General features: G+C 37.7%; 15 protein-coding genes. 11 read left to right on the plus strand and 4 right to left on the minus strand.

Annotated features, from left to right (window positions below; genetic code table 11):
* Positions 1-103: 103 nt before the first annotated feature.
* Positions 104-400 (minus strand): hypothetical protein, encoded by a 297-nt coding sequence (locus tag ACE6ED_RS18965; protein WP_410828793.1) that lies wholly within the window; start codon positions 398-400, stop codon positions 104-106.
* Positions 397-663 carry a preprotein translocase subunit TatA gene (locus tag ACE6ED_RS18970; protein WP_410828794.1) on the minus strand — a complete coding sequence of 89 codons (267 nt, stop codon included), beginning with the start codon at positions 661-663 and terminating at the stop codon, positions 397-399. Before ACE6ED_RS18970 ends, ACE6ED_RS18965 begins: the two co-directional genes overlap by 4 nt.
* 389 nt (positions 664-1,052) lie before the next feature.
* Between ACE6ED_RS18970 and ACE6ED_RS18975 the strand changes: the two genes are divergently transcribed.
* The 3 genes from ACE6ED_RS18975 (at position 1,053) to ACE6ED_RS18985 (ending at position 6,112) form a co-directional block, all read left to right on the plus strand.
* Complete coding sequence (locus ACE6ED_RS18975; RefSeq protein ID WP_410828795.1) at positions 1,053-3,389, plus strand: SEC-C metal-binding domain-containing protein; 2,337 nt, start codon at positions 1,053-1,055, stop codon at positions 3,387-3,389.
* A 448-nt stretch (positions 3,390-3,837) separates the two neighbouring features.
* Positions 3,838-4,863 carry a hypothetical protein gene (locus tag ACE6ED_RS18980; protein WP_410828796.1) on the plus strand — a complete coding sequence of 342 codons (1,026 nt, stop codon included), beginning with the start codon at positions 3,838-3,840 and terminating at the stop codon, positions 4,861-4,863.
* A gap of 127 nt (positions 4,864-4,990) precedes the next feature.
* Complete coding sequence (locus ACE6ED_RS18985; protein ID WP_410828797.1) at positions 4,991-6,112, plus strand: TOPRIM nucleotidyl transferase/hydrolase domain-containing protein; 1,122 nt, start codon at positions 4,991-4,993, stop codon at positions 6,110-6,112.
* 682 nt (positions 6,113-6,794) lie between these two features.
* On the opposite strand, the gene ACE6ED_RS18990 is transcribed toward ACE6ED_RS18985, so the two are convergent.
* Complete coding sequence (locus ACE6ED_RS18990) at positions 6,795-6,950, minus strand: hypothetical protein (RefSeq protein WP_410828798.1); 156 nt, start codon at positions 6,948-6,950, stop codon at positions 6,795-6,797.
* Between the two features lie 159 nt (positions 6,951-7,109).
* On the opposite strand from ACE6ED_RS18990, the gene ACE6ED_RS18995 reads away from it, so the two are divergent.
* From ACE6ED_RS18995 to ACE6ED_RS19005, 3 genes are all read left to right on the plus strand, one after another.
* Positions 7,110-7,475, plus strand: a complete 366-nt coding sequence (locus ACE6ED_RS18995; RefSeq protein WP_410828799.1) for a hypothetical protein — start codon at positions 7,110-7,112, stop codon at positions 7,473-7,475.
* 85 nt (positions 7,476-7,560) lie between these two features.
* Positions 7,561-8,082, plus strand: a complete 522-nt coding sequence (locus tag ACE6ED_RS19000; protein WP_410828800.1) for a hypothetical protein — start codon at positions 7,561-7,563, stop codon at positions 8,080-8,082.
* A 36-nt stretch (positions 8,083-8,118) separates the two neighbouring features.
* Positions 8,119-8,277 (plus strand): hypothetical protein, encoded by a 159-nt coding sequence (locus tag ACE6ED_RS19005; RefSeq protein WP_410828801.1) that lies wholly within the window; start codon positions 8,119-8,121, stop codon positions 8,275-8,277.
* A 1,107-nt stretch (positions 8,278-9,384) separates the two neighbouring features.
* Here ACE6ED_RS19005 and ACE6ED_RS19010 read toward each other — a convergent pair.
* Positions 9,385-10,416 carry a nitroreductase family protein gene (locus ACE6ED_RS19010; protein WP_410828802.1) on the minus strand — a complete coding sequence of 344 codons (1,032 nt, stop codon included), beginning with the start codon at positions 10,414-10,416 and terminating at the stop codon, positions 9,385-9,387.
* Positions 10,417-10,600: 184 nt separating this feature from the next.
* Between ACE6ED_RS19010 and ACE6ED_RS19015 the strand changes: the two genes are divergently transcribed.
* The 5 genes from ACE6ED_RS19015 (at position 10,601) to ACE6ED_RS19035 (ending at position 15,884) form a co-directional block, all read left to right on the plus strand.
* Complete coding sequence (locus tag ACE6ED_RS19015) at positions 10,601-11,098, plus strand: MarR family transcriptional regulator (protein ID WP_410828803.1); 498 nt, start codon at positions 10,601-10,603, stop codon at positions 11,096-11,098.
* A gap of 410 nt (positions 11,099-11,508) precedes the next feature.
* Positions 11,509-11,985, plus strand: coding sequence for a DUF6756 family protein (locus ACE6ED_RS19020; RefSeq protein WP_410828804.1), 477 nt, complete (start codon positions 11,509-11,511; stop codon positions 11,983-11,985).
* A gap of 28 nt (positions 11,986-12,013) precedes the next feature.
* Positions 12,014-12,577 (plus strand): SMI1/KNR4 family protein, encoded by a 564-nt coding sequence (locus tag ACE6ED_RS19025; protein ID WP_410828805.1) that lies wholly within the window; start codon positions 12,014-12,016, stop codon positions 12,575-12,577.
* Between the two features lie 78 nt (positions 12,578-12,655).
* A complete protein-coding gene (locus ACE6ED_RS19030; protein ID WP_410828806.1) occupies positions 12,656-13,174 on the plus strand; it encodes a hypothetical protein in 519 nt (172 codons plus the stop codon).
* A gap of 469 nt (positions 13,175-13,643) precedes the next feature.
* A complete protein-coding gene (locus tag ACE6ED_RS19035) occupies positions 13,644-15,884 on the plus strand; it encodes a carbohydrate binding domain-containing protein (protein WP_410828807.1) in 2,241 nt (746 codons plus the stop codon).
* The last annotated feature ends 208 nt before the right edge of the window (positions 15,885-16,092 follow it).

Consider the following 16,092-nt stretch of genomic DNA (forward strand, 5'->3'; position numbering starts at 1 on the left):
CTCTTCCTCCTTGTTTAACTGTCTTAATTTCTCTATACGACTTGCAAATTTGACAGTTAAGGCTATCAAAAAAGAACCCCCGCACAACGGCGGGGGAATAAGTTTACCGAAACAGCGGCAGATATTTTTTGTAGTAGTCTACATGATAATCTGATAGATTCCATCCGTACTGATTCAGGAACCTAGCTACTTTTGTTAATACTTGATTTCGATGAATGACATCCTTGTGCGTGGATTTGGCGAGGTATTGAGCTAGGCTTAGTTCAGCTTGTTCCTGTGACAACGTGTCTTTAACATGTTTGGCAAAGATGCGGGCAAGCTCTTCCATATCAAAGCCATGACCGAGCACGTCCTCGCGCCGCATCAGGGATAGCACAGTATCTAATGGCAGTTTTTTCATGGATTCACCCTCCCTTCTTTCACGGTGGAGGAGGCGTTAAGCTCTTGTTCGACTTTCCACCTACGCCACTTAAGATATTTTGCCTGAGCTTCTTTTTCATCGTAGCCATTTTGAACCATGACACGCATGATTTTTTGAGGGATTGAGGTAGTATAGCCGTACAAACAATCTTTAAGCCTTTGTAATGATATACCGTGTAATACTGCAAATGCATTGTGAGTAAAGCGAGTTCTTGCAATGAACTCTTTGACGGGATGAATCATTTCAATTCAACTCCTATTCTTTGTAGTGTCTATATGTAGATTAGGCAGTCATATATAGGAGATAACATAGGAATATATACTTTCTAGAAAAAACTTGAAATTGTCATATTTGAGGAAAAAAGGCTTGGCTTCGCTATTTCAATTTACATCTATTTCTGGTGTGTGGTGCGCTTTTGCAAGAATGAAGTGTTCACACCGTAACGCATCAAATGTAGTTATGATGCTAACTATTTTTGTATAATAGAAGTAATTGGAAAACGGGAAAGGAAGAGTGATAGATTGTGGGGAGATCGTCTAAGAAAAGACGCAATCAAAAGCCTGATCAATATACTTCATTTGGACCATTCGAAATGGCCCGATTCGGAAATACAGTTGTTATGAGGAATAACATGAGTGAGAAAGATCATGAACGATTTATGGCTAAGCTTGCAGGTGATTTTCCAGACACCTACAAAAAGATTGATGAACTAGTAAATAGCATTCGTAGTTTAGTTGTAAGATGTGATCCTCTTAAATTATTAGTTCAGGGGTATTATGGAATGTTGGTTTCAATGATTGATAAATCTTCTGAATTTCAGCATGACTTTAATGATACAGTTGCCGTAAGAATGGTTGATTATGTACAAAGCATAATAGTTTCAACTCCCCCTCTTGAAAATAGAGAGAAGGAGCTAGATGACCAATTAATAAGTGAGTTATCAACAAAAGTATCCGAGCTCTACAGTAGTTTTAAATATTTTCATATGACTCACAGTGCTTATCTAAAAGAAAATGACCCTAACTATGATCCTGAGTACGATATGCTGTATGTACAAGCTCAGGAGTTAAGAACTACAGTTAGGGGGGATAGGTATGCTGTCCATGAAATCGAGCATTTACGTGATTTATTAACACCACATGATGATGTGTTTAATGAATTGTTCAATATTAGTATTGAGGATTTTTTGAGCGGAATAAAAAAATTACAGTTTTCTTTAATGCAAGGATTTAATCAACTCATGTTAGATATAGAGGAGTTAAGAGAACAGACTTTAGAAGCAGTCGAGCGAAAATTAACGACAGAACAAATATTTAGCGATCCCAGAGAAGCAATGGATGCGGTAGTAAATGAAAAAGGATTAGGTGAACTAAAGGAATCTGTAACCAATAGGTTATTTGGTTTTGATCTCTTCGATGTTCGAAAAGTGACAGGATTACCTGACTCCTTGTTAAGGGAATTAGCGTGGGAGCCTGGAGAAGAAACAGACTTTTTTGCAGCAGGAGAGTATGCTGGGTGGCCTCTAAGAAGATTACCTATTGAGATCAGGCCATTTATTAGCATTGATAACAACATCTACTGCTTCGATCTGTATAGTCTTTTTGATAATTTGTATAGAGTTATTCAAAGACTAATACTGCGTCTGAAGCCAGAATATAAGCAAGAATGGAACGTGAAGCAGAAGGAAGTTTCTGAAGAACTCCCTTTCAAATTATTCTGTAATCTGTTAAGTGGAGCAGAAGTAGTCCGATCTATTTATTATCCTAGTAATACAGGTAAGTCAGGAAAGAAGGAATGGTGTGAAAATGATGGAATAATCATATTTGACGACCATCTACTAGTAATAGAAGTTAAAGCGGGATCATTTACATATACACCACCTAGTACCGATTTTCCAGCTTACATTCAGTCAATTAAAGCTCTTATTAAAAGTCCGAGGGATCAGGCGAAACGGTTTATTGATTATTTATATAGTGCCGACACAGTCACAATATATGATGAACAGCATAACCCGATACGAGATCTCAGAGGTGCAGATTTTAGACAAGTTACAATTTGCGGCATTACTATCGATAATTTTAATTCTTTTGCAGCTCGGGCATCAAAACTAACACCACTGGGGGTTGAACTTAACCTAACACCAGTTTGGAGTATATCTGTTGATGATCTAAGGGTTTATATTGACTACTTTGACTCTCCAAGTATGTTTACGCATTTTATTGAACAAAGATATAAAGCCGCTCAAACAGAAGAAATCGAATTATATGATGAACTAGACCATTTAGGGATGTATATAAAGCATAATCATTATGTTACTACAGCAAGTGAAAATGGTGGACAGCGAGTTTTATGGAATGGATATCGTGAAAAATTGGATAACTACTTTGTGAAATTAATAATTGATGGAGAAACACCTGATAAACCTTTACAGAATGTCCCTATCATGATTGAAGATATTATCAAAATGCTGGATCATCAATCTAAAAAGGGAAGATGTAAAGTTGTAAGTTCACTACTAGATATGGACGGTGATACAAGAGATCAGCTAGAAGCGCAACTTAAAATTGTTTTAAGAGAGCAAAGTGAAACTGGAAGATTAAAGCTGTTAAGCTTATTCGGAGATGTGAAGATAACCGTTGCTTGTAATCAAGAAGGTATTACTTCTTTTTCAAATGAGTATGTCAATGACTATATACTTGCTACTTTACTTAGGACAAACGATAGTGAAAGGTTAGGTCTTTATCTGACTTATTCAAGAGAGGGCGAACTAATTGACGTTGATTTTTCTTATCTAACTAAAGATGACATACCAGATTTTAAAAAAGAGGAGATTGAAAAAAAGTCAGTAGAATATGCAGAATCAAGAATTGCATCATTTAAAAAACAAACTGGGGCTAATAAAATCGGACGCAATGAAATATGCCCATGTGGTAGTGGAAAGAAATATAAAAAATGTTGCGGTAATTGAATTCGATAGGTAAGAGCTTGTTTAAGATATTCATTTGAAGATTAGCTAGGAATGATATATCTCTTGGACAATAAACTTGATTTGGACACTTAAATCCCATCATTTTAGGCGGTGATAAAAAATATGAAATATTTAAATCAATTAAAAAAAAACAAATACAATTCCGAAAATAATTCAAGAAATTGCATCGATCTTTAAAGGTTTTGAAGATGATGATTATATACCAGCAATTATTGAAGAAGGTAATTTTACAGCTGATCACGGAGAAGATTTTTATTTAAAATTAGTATTAAAACACCAATCTATAGAGATAAATACTACTTGGTTAAAAGATAACATGGAATTCCATTTGGAAGAGCCAACCAAATACGATAATACAATGAATAATAGTGCTTTCATTCATAATGTTATAACTTACAGAAAATATAAATCAAGGAGTTTATATCAGTTGAACCCATTACTCGTATCAGACGAGATTAATGAGTACGAGTATACTAATTCGAATTATGTAAATGCATTTTGTAACGATGAATATTCAAATATGCAAGGCATACCTGTGTTAAAGTCTACAAATGATCTTAAATTATTAATTCTAAAGAAAATCTTTAATAATTATATCAATGACCCCAAGAGCAATATATACCCAAAGTTTGAGTTGGTAGCTGAATTTGAATATCGAACTCATAGTGATCATATAAAAAAGACTAAATCTGATATATATAAATCATCCGATGCCTACATTAAAATTGATAGAGGGGAAAGTTCAGTTTTTGTATTAGGAAGTATCAAAGTTCCATTGTATAAAAGCAATAGCAAACGAAAAAATCGAAATATACAAGTACTTGACTTGAAAGATTTGAAGCCTCGAATGCATAACTCTAGTCATTATAACGGTGATACAATTGAGGGGTTCATATGTTTTAAACCAGAGGTAATAAATGTACTTAAAGAGTATTACTATTTTTATGATTTACAAATGGTTGATAAAAGTAACATTGAGAATTCCTATTTAGTAGATGTTCTCGGAGACAAAATTGTTTTTTGGGAAGCCGAATACAATAAATTACCTACATCAATAAAAGATAAAATTGACCCGTTTAATTTTGTGCCAGAGGATAAAAAGGGAATTATTAGCGAAGCTATGTCTTCTATGCAGTTAGAGGCCGATTGGAATTGGGATAAAAAATTATCTCCAGAATATTTATTAGCGAATCTGATTAGAGAGAGAACTTTTAATAGAGCCATAGATATAAGTCTTACATTTATAGAACCAAAACATAAAGAGGATTTGAAAGATTTCATCTTAAAAATTGAAGCGCTAACTAGTATTAAATTAGAGAGATTTAATACTAGTTCAGATGATGTTAGGCGGTTAATAAGTATTCGTCAGGGAGGTACTCTTGAGGAGCCTGTCGATTTAAAATTACTCTACCAAAAGTACTGCTATGCAATACAAATGGAGTATAAAAAATGAACCCAATTAATGATTTTTCAAAATCAATAAGATTCTTAGTTGGAATGAATGGTTCTGGTAAAACTTATGCGCTGAATGAGGCATTAAAAGAACAAGAACAAAGGGCATTCCTAATCACTGAGGTGGTATGCCCATTATTCCGAAACATATGAATAAGGTTTCTGTGAATTTTCAAAATATGTCTTACAGCTACTTGGACGAGAGTTCTCGTGGCCAGTCAGGTAGAGACACAGAGCAGGAAAATATATCAGGCAGAGTCCTTAGGGTAATTTCCTTTTGCGATGATATTATGCGAAAGTTAAACCTATTTAAAAAGAAATCCAAAGGTCAAGAAAAGCTCTTTAATATGATGTCAATATTCACTAGTTACAACTTAAATCATGTAAGGATTATTTATTTCGATGAACCAGAAAATTTTCTTGATGAAGAATTTTTAAAAGTTATTGCCGAATTTTCTGGTATATTGCTTGAATGTAATTTTGTTATTAGGGTAGCAACGCATAATTCTCGCCTACTCAACATTCTAAAGGTAGATTTGGAAGATATAATTTTCTTTACTAATCATTCGCAATTTACTGTCGACGAGGATGAAGTAAAAGATTTATATAGAATAACATCGACTCAAATTGAGAGTATTAGGGCTGAAAAAAAGATTCAAATTGATGCTTCTATTCAATACAAATTGGATTTACTAAATCATCCCCACGCTTTCGATAGTTTTATAGAACAAAATTTAAAGAGTGAAGAATTTTACAGGTGTTTATTTTATAAGCAAGTGATCATTGTCGAAGGAAACTCTGATATAACTGCATTGTCCTCAATGAAGAACGCCTTTGATAGTTCACTAGAAATTTTCAATCCAAATGGCAAGGCATTCATTCCTTTTTTCGTCGAATTATTTATAAAACTAAGGAAAGAAGTCACTGTTATTATTGATGGGGATATCCCTGTTCTTGAAGAGAATACCTCTTTAAGACACCCAGTAGCAATAACGCACTATCTCAAAGCCGTTGAAGCTAGAAATGAAATTAAGCTTGTAATACACACACCCGATTTGGAGGGATTTTACAACATTGATCTTGTTCAAATAGGAAATTATTTGGGTATGTCAAGTGCAGTAAGAAATCATAATAGAGGTTGGCATAAATCGCTAGCTGCTTTTATTTTTTTTCGTGACGAAGGGAATAGACAGCGTTTAAAGAATCACATATTAGGGAGAGCAGAAGAAAGTCTCTTCGAGTTCCAGTAAATAATTAAAGTTTAATCCCTTTCATTGCCAATCAGTTCCGCAGGGAGCCTCATTAAGAGATAAGACTAAAGCATTTAGAGCGTTAATAAAGTAAAAGGCCCGAGTTTTACTTGGGCCATAGTGGTGGGAGTATCGTATAGCCTTGTTCTCACTGAATACTCGACACATGTGGAGTGTACAGTGTTACTTAAATTAAGAGGGGCTAATGACTAAGCCTCTCTCTTTTCTAACGCCCCGAGTGAAGCGGGGGGGAATGTTTGTAGTGAATTTCTTGGATTGTTCCATCTCTGTTGCGGGAGACTTGTTTCTTAAAGGCATGGAATTGTTCTTCCGTGTCTTTTTTGGTTTCCAAAGAACTTTTAAGCTCTAACTTCAGTTGGAAGAGTCTACTTTGCTCCTGTTGGATATGCTCATTTTGGGCCTTGAATTTTACGATGTAGATATGTTTTTCCGTATATAGTTGTGACAAGGTCTGAAACTCTTTGTTTAGCTTAGTCAGACGTTTTGTTACGTTTGATAATTATTTCATGTGCTTTGACTGCTGTTCATTTGCTTTGCTGTTAGCCGCTCCGTATCTACTTTAACGTTAGCTGCAATAAGTTCCCTCAAATCGTCTTTTACCGCATGTAGTAAAAGCACCGATAATATGAGAAGTGCAGTATGATGCAGAGTGTTTAATATACTATACGCGTACATAAGCCCCGCCATCCATTTTTCTTCTGTCCTTACGAAAGGTCATACCTTTGCCACAATCGGCGCAAAAAGCGATATGAGCAAATAAACTTTCGTTCCCGTTACTTTTGTTTTGCCCTTTTTGCTTCATCTTTTCCAATGCCATGTGGTGCTCGTCTTCCTGTAAAGGTTCGTTTGATTATCATGATGTTTCCCCCACTATTTGTGGTCGCTCTATGTAGGAGAAAAGGTGCGAACTCGTTAATTGAACTGGCAGGATATTTAGACTATATTGGCGAAGCAATGATTTATAAGGTGAAAGGAAGTGGACAGCAGCATGCCTTATAATCATGTTTTGTTAGAAGTCTATTGTTCATTCGGGACTAATGATGAGAAAAATGAAAATGTTCCAGAATTCTGCCCGACCGTTAAGGAGGCAGGTTTCCATTGTCTGGAAAATAACTGTAAATACTGTGGGTATACATACGCTGATTATGAATTTGCTTATGCAGACAAACAAGGGTTAGTTCCAGACTCAGGTTATTGGATTGGGTTTGGCGGGGACATGGAGGCAGAGAACTATGATGAGGAAAAAAATGAAAATCTAAAAGCACTTTGGAAAGACATTTGTAAACAAAAAATAAAAGAAGCATACGAAGAATATAAGAAGCTAAGTGACAGATACAAATGATAATATGAATGAATTTACTGATTTGATTAAACTATTACCGCCCATATGGGGCGGTTATTTTATGACTAACAGAGGTGATTATTAAATGAATACCGAACTATTTAATAGAATTAATGGGTATCTAGAAGGTTTAAGTAGAATAAATACTTATTTTGGTGGCTGCTATGGTCACGAATATTTATTCTCTGTGGTAGACCAACCTATAGAAAGGGCAGTCATTCACTATAATAAAACTAGCAATTTAAGTACTCACCAAGACATTAAGTATCTCCCTTTAATATCCGTAGAAGACTGGAAGAAAACTTTATTTGAACTAAGTGCGGATTGGTTTTTTTTATTTTATCGTATGCAAAATTTCCAAGTTAAAGTTGCATATTTTGACGATCAAGGAAACCAATTACCTGAAGAACCTGCAGAATACGATAGACGTTCTAATTCTGTAAGTAACAGGATAATCGAGTTAATAGAACAATTTATTGAGGATAAAGATGTAAAGGTCTTTAGATTGAGTACTGAAGTTGCTGAAAAAGATGAATTTGATTGGGAACAGCTTTATTTTGTAATCAATAACAAGGTATTTGTGTTGGAGTTCTATCAATGGGGATAGCATGAACAGTCTAGTATAAAGTTTCGGGAGGATTAAATGGCATTAGAACATGAGTTTTACCTCATTCCCATTACAATAGATGTGAAACGCTTTTGGATGAATAGAAAAAATAATCCTAAAGTTATAGATAGTGTGGTGATACCTGATGACATTATTCTGTACGTTAGTGGACTCATTAAAATGGATTACAAGTAAAAATCCTGCTTTACATGGAACACCAATTGCTTCAGGGATTAACTATCACGGTGTAACCCTATTTGATGAGGATTCTGCTATTACCTTAAAAAGTATATTTTCCTCTTGGAGAGACTTATTTATGAACTCACCGACAGTATTAGAACTTACAGGAGAATATGTTATGGTTGAGGGTGGGGGACAGTCGGGTCATTATGAAAAGTTAGTTTACAATCGACATGATATTATTAGCAATTCGAAAAGATAATTTCATTTTCTGATAGATTATCCGAAGGTGAATTTTATTTATACCGTTGTGGAATATAGAGCTTTGCTTACTGTTGCCTTACTCGCCCGTGGGGCGGTTATTTATTTCTTGCCCTGCGCCTCGCTTGGTCAAGGCTGCGCTTCGCTCAGAGGGTTCGCTGCGCTCACGGAAGCTATCGCCTTGTTTATAAGTGAAAATCTGTGAAGGTCGGTCGGGTCATCAGAATCCCGCAATTGGACTTAAAGAAGTTTATTCTTAACGAAACATCGGGAGGTAGCAGCAATGATTCAGGCGAGAAAGTTGAAAGCAGGGTCTGAGAGCGGAGCATACGTTGAAATGCATGCATAATTACAAGAATTATTGGCCTGGTTATCAAAATTCTCCCTTCTGCCCCTGAAGGAAAGAAGCAGGTTGAGGTTAAGGAGCGAAGATACCTCCCGTTTGAATTGAAACAGATGTTTTCTCAGGTTGGACTGAAGGTAGAGAACATTTGGAGCGCACGTTGAGGAAATGGGAGAAGCGTCAAAGCATAAATTTAGATGGGATAGAAATAATGGTTGTAGCTACAAAAGAATAAGTTGAAATGGGATTGCTGTTTTAAGGCAATCCCTTTATATATTGTTCATGAATCGGAGCGAACACACGGACACGTACATGATTGTTGTTGTCACTGTCTACTGGTCACATGTGGAGTGTAGAAACGAAAATCGAAGAGGGCATCCTTATATGTGTTCTCTTCGATATAATAATCTAAGTGCATAATAATCTGATAATCGGTTACGCACAAAGGGAAATGGAAAAATTGCTGCATCAATCTCTCTACGTCAACTCGTTTTCGAGTGATTGGTGTTAAGAAAAAGCTAACGTTGTGTGACGTTCACCGTCGGAGGCGTGGATGCGGAGCTTGAGCGGCGAATATCTGCACCGAATTCCAGCACTGCGACGATCCGTTCCTGAGGCCGAATTCCAAATTGCGTATAATTTTCGTGACTGTAAGTCCATTCCGGAATGGTTCGGTAAACGTTCCAGTGGTTGGTCTTGGCCAACAATTGAAAGTTCTGAATCAGACAGCATACGGCCGCGTAATCCTCATCCTGCTTGTGGAGATCGCTTTCTTCCTTAGCCACGATAAGCAGGAATGCCTTGGACGAGCTCCCTTGTAAACTGCGAAGTTTGCCAGCCGCTTCTCCTCCTGTTACATAAACAAAACGCCACGGTTCCCGCATCCCGTCATTTGGCGCATAGACAGCTTCATTCAACATTCCCAGAATGATTTGCGGAGAATACGGCAAAATGTCCGCATTCGTGTGCGGATGCGAGTGGTCATCCATGCCGATCATCGTCCATTTCTGTTCCGCCGGTGTTCTCTTCCGGGCTCTTGGCATTTTCTCAAAGTATCCGATACTCAGAATCCCGGCAAAACGCTCCCCGTCCTGCAATCCGATTTCCTTAAATAAAGTCTCGCTCATGATTAGCGGGTCCGTATACCACAGCATGCCCAGTCCTTGCTCCCAGCCTAGCAACTGGAAATTCTGCATAATGCTGCAAACCGCGGCATAATTCTCGTCGCTTTGCTGTCGCGTGTTAGCGGATTCCGCTATGAAAGCTATGTAAGCGGGAATCTCGGTGGCTTGTTTGCTATAAAAGTCGGTCATTCTGTCGGGGATAAACTTGCCGAAACGACTTTCCTTGATCTTGGCAAGCATACTTCCGGCCAATCGTTGACGCGATTCCAGGGAATCGTAATAGATGCAGCGCCAGCTTGGAGTGCCCTCAGTTTCATACAAACCGGCGGCTTCATTCAACAAGGAAGTAATCTGCTCTTGCGCGACCGCAGTGGACTTGAATTTGCGAATCGTTCTGCGTTCTCTTATCGTTGCGGAAGCATTCATAAGACTCCCCTCCTTTGCCCATATATATTGTTAACTAATTAACAATAAATTATGTTAATGGGTAAACTATATACTCGGATGTATGGTGCTGTCAATCCGGAATTTGGATGAATGGCACGGTTTGATTGTTTGAATGGTGTGTGCTATGTTGGTTTACAAATAAACAAAATGGGGGGGCGAATGCATGAACTCGTCCGAGGGACTTAAAAGGTTGTTGTACAGCCAATTTCTTCATTTTACGCATTTGACCGAAAAAATCTTCACGACGGAGAGCGAAGAATTTGCCAATTTTGCCCGGCTGGAAGGGCTGAGTTCGTTCCCGGCCAATCTAACCAGCGTCCATACCATCGATTGCATCGGCCATAATGAGCCTATTAATAATACTTCCATTGCGGAGAAAATGAAATTATCCAAGGCGAGCATTACCAAGATCAGCAATAAGCTGTTGGAGGAAGGCTTCATCAAGCGCAGCCAGATGAACGACAACAAAAAAGAAGTCTATTTCAGCCTGACGCCCAAAGGCCGACAGATCTTTGAGGTTCATGCCATGATGCATGTCATCATCGAGAACCGGTTTATCGATTTAATGAGCGTATTCTCGGAATCGGAGCTCCAGGCCGTATTGAAGTTCTTTCACATGATGATTCAACATTATGACAAGAGCGCAAAAGGGGGAGAATGAGATATTGGGAAGCGCAAAGGGGAATAAGGCTTAAGCGAAGAAAGTGTCGATTCCCAAATAAAGGGAGCTTTGAGAGTTTACGATGACTAGATTTTGTTTATACGGGAGCCGAATTCCACCATTTGGTACAATGAATATGAGCTCTATTTAAAGGGCGTGATTATGAGTGATTGGTTTTCTCAAGAATAAGGAATTAAAGGCATTTCACGAAATATTGGAGGTAGCAGAACATCCAAGTTTATTATTCTCTAATGATAAGGAACAATACAATTCCGAGGCTCGATATAACCTTTATACCATCCAAAAGCTAAATAAACTGATTAAAAAAACAATATCTCAATATACGAATTACAACAGGTTTTTGGCTTTATTGGGACTACTTGGCCATGAGCAAAGTTAGGGGAGGATACATGAAGGATGCAGTTAGAGCGGAGATTGATGAGGTAATTAAACAACTAAACTTTGACAAGGAGCAAATTAAGGAAGTCGGGAAAAACCTTTGGAAAGGGATCATTAAAAATATTGAGGATACATTCGTAAATTGGAAAGGACATTCTTCCTTTTGGTATTGGGAATACTTCAATGATGGCTTTTCCATTGACTACCCTAATAATGATGCTTATAAAGACCTGTCGAAGTTGATTGATGATACCGAAAAGGTGTGGTTTTTAGCTCAAGAGGATAGAGAAGAACCAAAGTTTTGGTTGTTTGAGGGTCAAATAAAACCAATCCAAACAGTGTTGGAGAATTCCTCAATGTTCGAATATTATATTGTGTCCAAAAAATACCTATGGTTGCTATGTGAAAATCATCATGGTTATCTAATCGGAACTGGTGAGCAAATGATAGAAAAGCTAAAGAAACTTAGCAAACAGGTGAATAGATGATTATATATAGATCTAAGGGGCGGGTTGCATGGACTATGCTGAATTGATAAATAAAATGAAGGAAAAAGGTGTTCTTTTTTCAGAAGGATTAACTCAAAGTGAGTTTGAAGAAATTGAACGACAATATCAATTTGAATTTCCACCGGATTTAAGGGATTTCTTGTCCATTGCTTTACCAACTTCTGATAAGTTCATTAATTGGAGAGATATGAGTACACTTAATGTTGAACTCGTGCAAAAAAGACTTGATTGGTGTTTGGAAGGCATACTGTTCGATATTGAGCACAATAATTTTTGGTTAAAGGAATGGGGAAAGAAGCCTGATGAACTACTAAAAGCCACAAACAAGTGTATTGATGAATATAAGAAAGCCCCTAAACTAATCCCCATTTTCTCACATAGATATATCCCTTCGACGCCTTTTGAATCAGAGAATCCTGTTTTTTCAGTTCATCAAACCGACATTATTTATTACGGTGAAAACCTGTGTTCCTACCTAATGGTTGAGTTCGATTTAAAAAAATATGAGGAAATAGACTTCAGTAACATTAAACATATCACATTTTGGAGCGATATTATTGATATTGAATAAATAACAGGCCTTGGATGGGCATATGGTTTCATCGAAGTAAAAAATAATAAAAACGAAAAATGAGGTTGATGGAGCAATATGAAAACTGTGTTTGTACATGTTCGGCATTGGCTATTTTGGTATGGTGTATATGGACTTTGTGACAAAAGTTGTAATGATGAAATCACCATATACGCGGATGAAGAGAAGAAAAAATTTCTAGGCTATTTTGAGTTATCAACTCAGCCCTGTCTAATAAATTTATTAAATAATGAACTTGATAAAAGTGAGGACAAAGAATTCTGTGATGAAATTGAAGAGTTTATAAACGGCCAATTAGATGTAGGATACAGCTTTATCTATCCGAGGAATGAGGAAGATATTTCACATCAAGTTGCCCATTCTGCTCCAATGAACAAGAACGGTCATAAGCCTATATATATTGATGTTTGGTCAAAGTTGTCAAAAGCTTGGGATACAAGTAGTATTGAGCAAATAACAAAAATAATAGGTAATGAATTCCTTTCCTTGAATATTGAAGAAGTGAAGTTTTTAGAGATACCTACGTATGAAGAGACAAGAGAATCTTATCAAAGGGATTACGAGCCCTATGTATAAAAATAAAGGTGATCACTGCTTTACCCCTAATTTTTATTGTCTATAATGCTTGATCCAAATATGCGGAGTGCTGTGCAATGATAGTAAGAATTAAAGAATAAGTAGAAGGGTTCGATAATCTGAAGAAGATTCCGAACCCTTTTGATTTTCACTACTGAGATTATTTTTGCTAACCTTAGCCCTCTTGTATGCAAACTATATAACGATTGATACCGCCTTTCTGGCTCGTCCAGGGAGGCGTGTTTGCGTTTTAAGTCCTTTTCTAATACTGAGAGATATCGAATCCAACAAAGCAGGTCAGTATTGAAGAAGTTTTGCCGAAAGGGCCATAAACTTTAAGCCGATAGAAGTCGATTAAATAGTTGAGGCTTACATACATAATTTTCTATATTAGAACATACTTTGAAGTGAATTTAAGCCAGGCGTAGAAGCCGTATCTAAAATTAGAATTCATTACAGGAGGTAAGCTATGAAGAAGAGCACAGGCATTAGATTTTTAGTCGGAATTATCATAATTTATGTATTTACGTTTAATCTGGGTGTGGAAACTGTAAAAGCAAGTTCCGTCTATTATGTTTCTACAACGGGGAATGACATTACTGGAACCGGCACACTATCAAATCCATGGAAAACCATACAAAAGGCAGCAGATACCATGACAGCCGGAGATACCTGCATCATACGAGGGGGGACATACCGGGAAACCGTAACACTTCCTACTTCCGGAACCTCTGCAAATCCCATAAACTTTAGGCCTTATACAGGAGAGAAGGTAACGGTATCCGGTGCCGATCCGGTTACTGGCTGGAAAAATCACGCCGGATCCATCTATTATGCAGGAATGACGGGTTCCCTTGGAACAAAAGATCAGATATTTGTTAATAAGCAAATGCAATTTGAAGCCAGATGGCCCAATTCATCAACACTTGATCCCTTAAATTCAACCTACGCAACAGTTGAATCCGGTTCCACTACAACCATCAAGGATGGGGACTTAACTCAGGCACCAGGATACTGGGTTGGCAAAACCGTTTGGAGTGTTCCGGGAACAGGCTACAAATCTTATAAAAGTACCATTACCGGCTCGAGTAACGGCTCCATTACCTTTGATCCAATGGGGACTGCAGCGACAGGCGGTAACAACTATTATATTACTGGTGATCTAAAGGATCTTGACAGTGCGGGAGAATGGTATTATGACAGCATTACTGGCAGACTTTATTTATGGGCCCCTGGTGGAGTTCATCCGAATACTTTGACGGTAGAAGCCAAAAAGCGGACTTATGCATTTGATTTAAGTTCCCGCTCTTACATAAATATTACCGGAATTAATATATTTGCCTCCAGCATTAAAATGTCTAACTCCAATTACTGTAAAGTCTCTAATATGATTGCGGAGTATGTTAGCCATGATTCGGATGTTACCAGGCAATACAGTACAGGGATATTTATGTCCGGTACCAATAATGAGCTTAGAGACAGTACTTTGACCTACAGTTCCGGTAATCTGGTGAGTATAGAGGGAACAGGCAATAAGGTAATTAATAATCTTATTCATGAAGCAAATTATTCGGCAGCGGATATTCCGGCAATCTATCTATTAGGGGCAAACCATCTCATCAGTCATAATACGGTATATAACGCTGGGCGTCATCTGATTTTTATGCCAACCCAAAACAGCCAGATCCAATATAATAATCTGTACAATGCAGGAAAACTGACAAAAGACTGCGGAATACTCTACGAATTTGCCTGGGATGGGCAGGGGACGGTAATTCATCATAACTACATCCATGACAATCTGGCAAAAAATTATTCCGGTACGGGTATCTATCTGGATAACGGCAGCAAGGGTTATATTGTGCATCATAATGTTGTATGGGGGAACTATACAGCGATAAGATTGAATACACCCAGTAATTTTAACCTAATCTATAACAATACCACCTACAGTAACGGAAATGTAGGATATTGGGGAAGTGATTTTCAGTCAGATATGTACGGCGACAGAATTTTCAACAATATCTTTACTACAGACTTTAGACTTCCTGGTACTCATATAGAGGGAAAAAATATGACGTCAGTAACCAATCCGTTATTTGTGAATCCGAAAGCCTATGATTTCAGATTGCAGTCTGCTTCTCCAGCTATTAATGCAGGGGTTGTAATATTAGGAATCAAGGATGATTATGTTGGTGCAGCACCGGATATTGGAGCATATGAGTTCGGTGGAACGGACTGGACTGCCGGGCATAATTTTTCTTCACCTCCGAACCCGGTTATTGAGAATGTCAGCTTACTTTATGATAATAACGTAAGGCAATCTGATTTCGAGAAAGGGATCATCTCACCATGGACAACAACCCACTCAGATACCGCTGCAAGTGTCTCGGTACCAAGAAGCGGCTCTAAGAGTGTTAGATTGGGACCCGGAGAAGATGGAATCGAGCAGGTACTTACGGGGCTAAGTCCTAATACCAGCTATATGTGTACCGCGTGGGTTAAAGCAGACAAAGGAGAGCAGATTCAGATTGGCGTTACTGGCTTTGGAGGAAAGAGTGCGTCTGTAACGTCTGACAGTGCATCTTGGGCAATGGTGAAAATTCCTTTTACAACCGGGACGGGCGCTACTAAGGCAACAGTCTATGCTCATAAGAATGCTGGTTCAGCATATGTTTATGTGGATGATTTTGGGGTGGTTGAGCAATAAATTGCGTTATATCGGTAAAAAGCCAAGAATATCTCCATGAACCAATCGACGTCGTTAGAATGAGACTGTTCGGTCAAAAGCCGTCCGTATTTGAAGCGGTAATTCAACAGTCTATGTCCGAGATAACAAGGATATTTGAAAAGAACGCAACGGACAAAGGCTTACCAACAACCTTTGAACGGTACATAGTTCGTGTAACGGTCTAAAT

Origin of the sequence: Paenibacillus nanchangensis, from assembly GCF_046543445.1 — a bacterium.
GTDB classification, from domain to species: Bacteria; Bacillota; Bacilli; order Paenibacillales; family Paenibacillaceae; genus Paenibacillus_AQ; species Paenibacillus_AQ nanchangensis.

Excerpts from the sequence above, each read along its gene's own strand:
- ACE6ED_RS19005 (WP_410828801.1), top strand. The coding sequence starts at position 8,119 with ATGGCATTAGAACATGAGTTTTACCTCATTCCCATTACAATAGATGTG.
- ACE6ED_RS18975 (WP_410828795.1), top strand. The coding sequence starts at position 1,053 with ATGAGTGAGAAAGATCATGAACGATTTATGGCTAAGCTTGCAGGTGAT.
- ACE6ED_RS18985 (WP_410828797.1), top strand. The coding sequence starts at position 4,991 with ATGCCCATTATTCCGAAACATATGAATAAGGTTTCTGTGAATTTTCAA.
- ACE6ED_RS19025 (WP_410828805.1), top strand. The coding sequence starts at position 12,014 with ATGGACTATGCTGAATTGATAAATAAAATGAAGGAAAAAGGTGTTCTT.
- ACE6ED_RS19030 (WP_410828806.1), top strand. The coding sequence starts at position 12,656 with ATGAAAACTGTGTTTGTACATGTTCGGCATTGGCTATTTTGGTATGGT.
- ACE6ED_RS19035 (WP_410828807.1), top strand. The coding sequence starts at position 13,644 with ATGAAGAAGAGCACAGGCATTAGATTTTTAGTCGGAATTATCATAATT.
- ACE6ED_RS19020 (WP_410828804.1), top strand. The coding sequence starts at position 11,509 with ATGAAGGATGCAGTTAGAGCGGAGATTGATGAGGTAATTAAACAACTA.
- ACE6ED_RS19015 (WP_410828803.1), top strand. The coding sequence starts at position 10,601 with ATGAACTCGTCCGAGGGACTTAAAAGGTTGTTGTACAGCCAATTTCTT.
- ACE6ED_RS19010 (WP_410828802.1), bottom strand. The coding sequence starts at position 10,416 with ATGAATGCTTCCGCAACGATAAGAGAACGCAGAACGATTCGCAAATTC.
- ACE6ED_RS18990 (WP_410828798.1), bottom strand. The coding sequence starts at position 6,950 with ATGGCATTGGAAAAGATGAAGCAAAAAGGGCAAAACAAAAGTAACGGG.
- ACE6ED_RS18970 (WP_410828794.1), bottom strand. The coding sequence starts at position 663 with ATGATTCATCCCGTCAAAGAGTTCATTGCAAGAACTCGCTTTACTCAC.
- ACE6ED_RS18965 (WP_410828793.1), bottom strand. The coding sequence starts at position 400 with ATGAAAAAACTGCCATTAGATACTGTGCTATCCCTGATGCGGCGCGAG.
- ACE6ED_RS19000 (WP_410828800.1), top strand. The coding sequence starts at position 7,561 with ATGAATACCGAACTATTTAATAGAATTAATGGGTATCTAGAAGGTTTA.